This window comes from bacterium, from assembly GCA_027622355.1.
GTDB lineage: Bacteria > UBA8248 > UBA8248 > UBA8248 > UBA8248 > JAQBZT01.
Map to the genome: position 1 here is coordinate 1 of JAQBZT010000146.1, position 7,537 is coordinate 7,537.

General features: G+C 58.3%; 5 protein-coding genes. 3 read left to right on the top strand and 2 right to left on the bottom strand.

Features of this window, described 5'->3' with window-relative positions; translation table 11 throughout:
* Positions 1-663 precede the first annotated feature (663 nt).
* On the top strand, positions 664-2,088 hold the full coding sequence (locus O2807_09415; GenBank protein MDA1000712.1) for an amidase: 1,425 nt from the start codon (positions 664-666) through the stop codon (positions 2,086-2,088).
* A gap of 169 nt (positions 2,089-2,257) precedes the next feature.
* Positions 2,258-3,496 (top strand): Xaa-Pro peptidase family protein, encoded by a 1,239-nt coding sequence (locus O2807_09420; GenBank protein ID MDA1000713.1) that lies wholly within the window; start codon positions 2,258-2,260, stop codon positions 3,494-3,496.
* Between the two features lie 234 nt (positions 3,497-3,730).
* Here O2807_09420 and O2807_09425 read toward each other — a convergent pair whose 3' ends face one another.
* Together O2807_09425 and O2807_09430 are read right to left on the bottom strand one after the other, a co-directional pair.
* Entirely contained in the window at positions 3,731-4,714 is a 984-nt protein-coding gene (locus O2807_09425) for an amidohydrolase family protein (protein ID MDA1000714.1), read from the bottom strand.
* Between the two features lie 376 nt (positions 4,715-5,090).
* Complete coding sequence (locus O2807_09430; protein MDA1000715.1) at positions 5,091-5,885, bottom strand: alpha/beta fold hydrolase; 795 nt, start codon at positions 5,883-5,885, stop codon at positions 5,091-5,093.
* Between the two features lie 519 nt (positions 5,886-6,404).
* Between O2807_09430 and O2807_09435 the strand changes: the two genes are divergently transcribed.
* The coding region (locus O2807_09435; GenBank protein ID MDA1000716.1) for a Gfo/Idh/MocA family oxidoreductase at positions 6,405-7,537 on the top strand (1,133 nt) is incomplete at its 3' end.

Genomic DNA, 7,537 nt, shown 5'->3' on the forward strand with positions numbered 1-7,537 from the left:
CGAACCCAAAATCACGTGTGTGAGAGCCTTTTGAGTTTTGGGCAGGGATCGACAATTTTGCCCTGTCAGGCCACTTTTTCCACGAGCGGGACGGATATTAAATAAGTCTTGAATCGGGCCCCCGCTACCAAGAAATCCAAGGGGTGGCCTGCCCCCCGTGACCAGCCTCCCCTGTTCGGAAACCCCCATGCGCCCATGTCCTCAAATCCATGTACGGAGAGGGATATATGGGGGCAGGGGGGGGCACGACACTCGCCTTCGCGCCCCGCCGGGGGGTGTGCCACACGGTTTCAACTGGTTGCGTATAGGTTGCATTTCCCGCCGCGTTTTGCCGTGTTTTGCAACCCACGAACACCTAAACTCAATGGTTTCAAGGGATGGTTCACAACTCATAACCCAAAGGTCGCGGGTTCGAATCCCGCCCCCGCTACCACCGAAAATTGACTCCCTGGCTCCTTTGAGCCAGGGAGTCTTTTTTTCGGTGTCTTTTCGCCAGCGAGCGCATGTCCATGGCGAGTTACGAATGTTAGCAAAATTCCAGGTGTTTTGGTTTCAGTTGAATTTTTGGACATGAAGAGCAAGGCAACGAAAGTTGGGTTAAAATTATTAATTCGCCATGCACAGGCGGAGCCCCGAAAAACGAGCCGAGCGAGGAAAAAAGAAATGGATGCAACGGAGCTCTGTTTTCTGCCGGCGGTGGATCTGGCGCGGATGATCCGCGAAAAAGCGGTCTCCGCGCGGGAGGTGATGGAGGTGCATCTGGGCCAGATTGAGCGCATCAACCCCAAGGTTAATGCCCTCGTGACCCTGGACGCCGAGGGCGCGCTTCAGCAGGCCGACGTCGCCGACCGGGCGCTCGCCGCCGGGAGCGGAGCCGCGCCGGGGCCCCTGCACGGCCTGCCCCTGGGGGTGAAGGATCTGATCCTCACCAAAGGCATGCGCACCACCTTCGCCTCGCCCATCTACAAGGACAACGTTCCGGAGGTGGACTCGCTCATCGTGGAGCGTGAGCGGGCCGCCGGGGCGATCATCGTGGGCAAGACCAACACGCCGGAGTTTGGGGCGGGGGAGCAGACCTTCAACGAGGTATTCGGCACCACGCTCAACCCCTACGACACCAGCAAAACATGCGGAGGCAGCAGCGGCGGCTCCGCCGTGGCGCTGGCCTGCGGCATGGTGCCCCTGGCCGACGGGACCGATTTCGGCGGCTCCCTGCGCAACCCGGCGGCGTTCTGCAACGTGGTGGGGCTGCGTCCCTCGCCGGGGCGGGTGCCCTTCTGGCCCGCCAAGCTCGGCTGGTCGGGCCTCTCCGTGCAGGGCCCCATGGCGCGCCACGCGCGGGATATTGCGCTTTTCCTCTCCGCCATCGCCGGGCCGGACGCGCGGGCGCCCATTTCCATCGAGCAGCCGGGCAGCATCTTCGCCCGGCCCCTGGAACGGGATTTCGCCGGCGTGCGCATCGCCTGGAGCCGCGACCTGGGCTTCTTGCCCATGGACCCTGTAATTACCGAGACCTGCGAGGCCCAGCGGGGGGTCTTCGAAACCCTGGGCTGCCTTGTGGAGGAGGCCCATCCGGACCTGCGGGGGGCGACAGAGGTGTTCCACACTCTGCGCGCCTGGAAGTTCTCAATTGACCGCGCCTACGAGTACGAGCACCACAGGGAATTGCTCAAGGACACGATCATCTGGAACACGGAAGAGGGCCACAAGCTGGACGGCCCCAGCGTGGCCCGCGCCGAGGCCAAGCGCACGGAGCTTTTCCACCGGGTGCGGGAGTTCATGGAAACCTACGAGTACCTGGTGCTCCCCACCAACCCCATCCCGCCCTTCCCGGTGGAGCAGCGCACCGTGACCGAGGTGAGCGGCGTGCCCATGCCAACCTACGTGGCCTGGGGCGCCCTGCGGCATGTGATCACCGTGGTGGGCAACCCGGCCATTTCCGTGCCCTGCGGCTTCACGCCGGAAGGGCTTCCCGTGGGGCTGCAAATCGTGGGACGCCACAACCACGATTTCGAACTTCTGCAACTGGCCCACGCCTTCGAGCAGGCCACCCGCTTCGGCGAGCGGCGCCCGCCGATCCTGGAGTAGCCGGCCAAGCTGAGTGAGAGGATGTTCTATAAAAAACTTTTGGCAGGGCGCGCATACCCGGGTGGAATTGAGAAATTTTACGTGGAAGTCACATTGCAGAGGCCGGGTTTACATCCCCACGGCCGCTTGATTCGGAATTCGCCATGCACAGGATTCTGTGAGGTTGAGCATGCTCTTTAATCGAGAACGCGCTTTGGAATTCATGGCCAAGTACGATCTTGACGCCCTGCTGGCGACAACGCGCCATAACGTCCTTTATCTCTCGGGTTTCCAGGGATGGGCGCAGTACACTTACGGCGATGCGACAACCGAAACATTCGCGCTTTATTTCAGGGACGGCGGCGTGGCGCCTGCTCTTATCGTTTCCCGCCAGGATGAAACCTATTACTCGGCTACCGGATCATGGATAGAAGACGTCCGCGGATACGGTCTCCGCTCGGCACTCAACATTGAGCCGGGTGAGCAGGGAGCGACGGATGAAGAGCGGAATTACCTGAGCCTTATCACCGACGACGCTCCGAGGGAGGCGAATTCCGTCGATGCGCTCGTACGGGTGTTGCGCGATCGGGGAATATCGAGTGGCAAGATCGCCATCGACAACGAAGGTATCCGGCCGGCCACCCGGACCAGCCTGGAAGCCGCATTGCCGGGCATTTCGTTTCAAAATGGTGCAAATTTGTTCCGCCTGATACGTCTCCAGAAGACTGCCGAGGAAGTGGAGCGGATTCGGGTGGCCGCTTCCCTGAATGAGGAGGCGGTCTCTGCCTTTCATGCCGAGCTGATGGTGGGGAAAACGGAACGCGAGATCGCCAGCCATTACTATCGGACTGTTGCGGCGGGAGGCGGAAAGTGGAGTTGGTTCCATCTCGGGGGCGGGCGTCGTTCGGCCTCGATTTTTCCGCCTTCTGATCGCCCGTTTCAATCGGGAGATGGGTTCTTTTTCGATGCCGGGATGCGGCTGGGGCACTACTGCGGCGATGTGGGTTGTTGCGGTTCGTTTGGCGAGCCCGGAGTGGAGCGCAAGGCGCAATGGAATGCCATCCAGGCAGGGCTGGCGGAAGCGTTGGAAACCATCAGGGCGGGGGTCAAGCCCTCGGAGATTTTCCGCGCCGCCGTGGCGGGTGCGAAAAAGGCCGGATTACCGAATTACAACGGCGCATTCTGCGGCCATACGATAGGCATCGAAGCCCGAGAGCTTCCCTATACGCTCAGCGAGCCAACCCCGCTGAGCGATCCGTTTCTTCCCGAGTCGTCGGATATCCCTTTTCCGGCGGGAGCCGTGCTCTCAGTCGAACTGCCTTCGGGAAAATTTGGCGAGGGCGGAGTGCACGCGGAATATACTGTTCTTGTCACCGAGACTGGGATGGAGCATCTCGGAGCGGCGAAGCGAGAGCATTTCGTGGTTTAGGGTTGCCCGCAGTTCAATTTGACGCTTCAGAACGATTTCACCGAAAGCGCATCACTCAACTCGGAGATTTGTACTTGAGCAGCGCGGACCCCGTCCTGTCCAAAAATTCATCTGAATCCTAGATCCCTTGAATTTCCCCATATTTCTCAATAATCTTGTGTTTCATCGTAATCATATCTAGCGGGCATTCGACCTGGCATGTCTGCCGCAAGGTCGTGGTCAGTTGAGATACGCTCAATCTTCTGCCAACTTGAACAGCTTGAGCGCGTTGGTGCGCCCGATTTTCACGCGGTCGGCCTCGCTTATGGTGGCATCGTCGAACCAAAGCGCCGCGTCACCCACACCCTCGAACGGATAATCGATGGCAAAAAGAATGCGGTCGGCGCCAATTTCCAAGATCGCGTCGATCATGGTCTGGGTGCGGAAATTGCCCGACGTGGTGAGGTAGAAATTCTCGCTGAAATATTCGGCGATGTTCCGCTTGGCGGGATAGCGGGGAGGCCGCTTGGTCCAGCCGTTGCGGTTGTCGATGCGCCACAGGCTATAGGGGATGCCTTCTCCCAGATGTCCGAGGATGATCTTAAGTTTAGGATAGGCGTCGAACAGGCCCGAGCACATGAGGCGCAGCGCGTGGACCGCTGTTTCTTGTCCGAAGGCCCAGGTCGGACCCATCAGCCAGGGATGGCCATCATAAATCTGCGCCATCGAGGGAAGCGGGTCCCTGGGGTGGAGGTAGAAGGGAACCCCGAGCCTTTCGACGACTTCCCAGAACGGCCAATATTGTTCGAGATCGAGATAGACGGCGCTGTTGTTATCACCGATCTGGGAAAATCCGTTGACCAGCGCTCCCCGGAAACCGAGGTCGTTGACGGAGCGTTCCAGTTCCCTGGCCGCGGCCTCCGGGTCCTGCAAGGGAAGGGCGGCGAGACCGGCGAAGCGGTCGGGCCGCTTGGCGACCTCTTCGGCGAGAAAATCGTTGGATCTCCTGGCCACTTCGATCGCGCGCTGGGTGTCCGGTATGGCTTGGACGGCGGGTGCGTTAAGTGACAGGATCATCATCTCGACCCCGAACTCGTTCATGAAATCAATGCGCTTTTGCTGAATGTCAAAAAGCCGGCTCTTCAATTCCGACCAGATGCTCTCGCCCAGGAACCGGGAAGAATCCTGGATCGTCTCGTCGATGGCGAAATGTTCCTCGACCCCTATCTTTGCCTTCATGATTTTCTCCCCTGACCGTGGCGGCAATAAAAAGGGAGGCACATACCGAGTACGTGCTTCCCTTCAACGTGTATTCTCATGCTGAAGATAGTCCGCCACCGATTCCAAATATGTTATCCCGTCCTGTCCAAAAACCCAAACGAACCAAAATTCCCTGTATAAGAGCCTTTTGAGTTTTGATCAGTCCATGGAGGTAGCTTTTGCGGAGGCCAACGGCAAGGCGACGAAAAACCTGAATTCAGGCTAGAATTATCAATTCGCCATGCACAGGCTTGTCGAGTTGTCGGTACTGAATCGCCTCGGCCAGATGCGCCGAGGCGATGTCGTTCTCGCCTGTGCATGGTAAATTACTAATTCGCCATGCACATGGCATTTCCTAGCTGATGGGAAATTTTGCCAGAAACTTATCGAGTTCATCCATCAAGGCTTCTGTCGCGTCCCATACCGGAAAATGGCCGGAGCCCGGAAGGATGGTCCGCGTGCAGTTGGGGATGCGCTCCAGATACACATCGCTGAAATCCAGGGGCCCCGGGTCATTTTCGCCGTAGCAAATCCAGGTGGGTACGCTGATTTCCGAAAGACGCCCGGTCAGGTCCGGCATGGTGAACAGTGCGTTCGCCGTCGCGGCATAGGTCTCCGGTGTATTTTTCAAAAACCGCGTTTTATATTCTTCCGCGAGCGGCCCTTCGAGCATTTTTGGAGGCAGAAGCCTCCGAAATTCATTGTGGTTGAAGACAGCCTCCATCCCCTCCTTGATGGAAAGCTGGTGAAGCACCTCAAAATGCTCCCGGTAGGCGCCGGAGGGCGCTCCCGCCGAGGAGGAAACAAGCATTAGCCGATGGAGCCGGTCGCTATGCTCGATGGCGAAGAGGGTCCCGGTTCGACCGCCCATGCTGTGACCGAGGAAGTCCACCTTCTCCAGCCCCAGCGCATCGAGAAACCCGAGCAAATCGTCCGCGAAATCCTGAATGTGGTATGGGCCGGGCGGTTTGTCCGAATCGCCGTGGCCCCGCTTGTCCAGGGCGTACACTTGGAACCGCTCCGCCAGACGGTCCAGTACGGGTGTAAACGCAAACCCGGAGTTCTGGAATCCGTGCGAAAGGATAATCGGAGGGCCTTCCCCGCGAACCAGATAATGCAGATTGATGCCGTTCACGCTCAAGGTTGGCATGATGGAGACTCCTATTCAGGAAGGGGAGGATTCACAGGAATTGTGCGGCAACGCTCTCCCTTTTCAAAATTCCGGCCTATTTACCAATATATCCAGTTTTAAGCCGACATTTCCCATGCGGTTCCTTGGATGGAGGCATTATAGCAAAAGGCCTTTGCTCCGTAAAAATTCGATCTCAGGTGAAATAAAGGACTTACAAAGGTCACTGGATCGATAATTCTGCCCTGTTAAGCCTGTGCATGGCGAATTGCGAATTTTGTGTTCTTCCATGTAATAGGCACAGCAATTTCCCTGTTTCTTTTTTGGGCGGAATTCTTTAAAACTGTCGAATTAAATGGATATCCCCTGGAAACCGGGCAGATTTGGAGCGTAAAATCGAAAAAGTTTTCTGTTTTTTCTCTAATTTCCCGTATTTAACTCTGTTAAACATGGGATTTGGGGAGAAGGGTTCGCAGGGGACTGCGCTCACAGCTTGTGCTCCGCAAAAATTTGATCCCCTGCAAAATAAAGGACTGATACATGGCAAAGCGGGAACTTGGCATCATTTTGAATGGCGCAACGGGCGGCATCTGCTCCATCCAGCATCTGCGTAATTCCCTGGCTCCGATCCGTGCCGAAGGCGGGGTTGCCGTCGGCAATGACAAAATTATGCCGAAACTGCTTCTGGTCGGCCGCAACGCGGAGCGTCTGGCGCAAGTCGCGGCGGAAAATGGCGGCCTCGAATGGTCAACGGATCTGGATGCCGCGTTGAAAAACCCCGGCTATCCTGTCTTCTTCGATGCGGCGGTCACCCACCTGCGGCCGGACCTGCTGAAGCGGGCAATTGCTGCCGGCAAGCATATCTATACAGAAAAACCAGTTGCCCCCTCGGTGGAGGACGGACTGGGCCTGCTGCGCGCTGTCGAGGCCAAGGGCCTGAAGCACGGTGCGGTCGAGGACAAGCTGTTTCTGCCGGGATTCCGAAAACTCCACCAGCTTGTGGATAGCGGTTTCTTCGGCCGCATCATCGGGTTCCACATTGAATTTGGCTGGTGGGTCTTCGATGGCATCAAGGCCAAGTCGCAACGGCCAAGCTGGAACTATCAAAAGACCCGTGGCGGCGGGCTGATCTTGGACATGTACCCGCATTGGCGCTACGTCATCGAGGGCATCCTGGGGCCGATAAAGCGGGTTGCCGCCATGTCGTGGACCGGGCAGACCGAACGCGCCGATGAGGCCGGTGAGCGCTTTGACGTAGATGTCGAGGACAATACTCACACGCTGCTTGAGATGGAGAATGGTGCGCGTGGAACGATCCTCAGCTCCTGGTCAACAAGGGTGCGGCGCGATGACCTCGTCACCTTCCAAATTGACGGGATCGGTGGCTCGGCCGTTTCGGGCCTCCGCCGGTGCTGGGCACAGGCGGCGAGCGATACGCCGACGGTCCGCGGTTTCGCCATGGGCCGTGACGCCGACACCATGGACGTTGCGGTGGATTATCACGAACCCTGGCAGGAAGTGCCGGACGTGGCGCCCTACAAGAATCCCTATCGCTTCGGGTGGGAGGGTTTTATCCGCCACGTTGTTGCCGATGAGCCCTTTCGCGCCGACCTCGCCGCCGGAATCCGCGACGTTCAGCTCGCGGAGGCCTGCCTGCGCAGTTCTGCTGAAGG

Coding starts and splice junctions, on each gene's coding strand:
- O2807_09415 (MDA1000712.1), top strand. CDS start 664: ATGGATGCAACGGAGCTCTGTTTTCTGCCGGCGGTGGATCTGGCGCGG.
- O2807_09425 (MDA1000714.1), bottom strand. CDS start 4,714: ATGAAGGCAAAGATAGGGGTCGAGGAACATTTCGCCATCGACGAGACG.
- O2807_09430 (MDA1000715.1), bottom strand. CDS start 5,885: ATGCCAACCTTGAGCGTGAACGGCATCAATCTGCATTATCTGGTTCGC.
- O2807_09420 (MDA1000713.1), top strand. CDS start 2,258: ATGCTCTTTAATCGAGAACGCGCTTTGGAATTCATGGCCAAGTACGAT.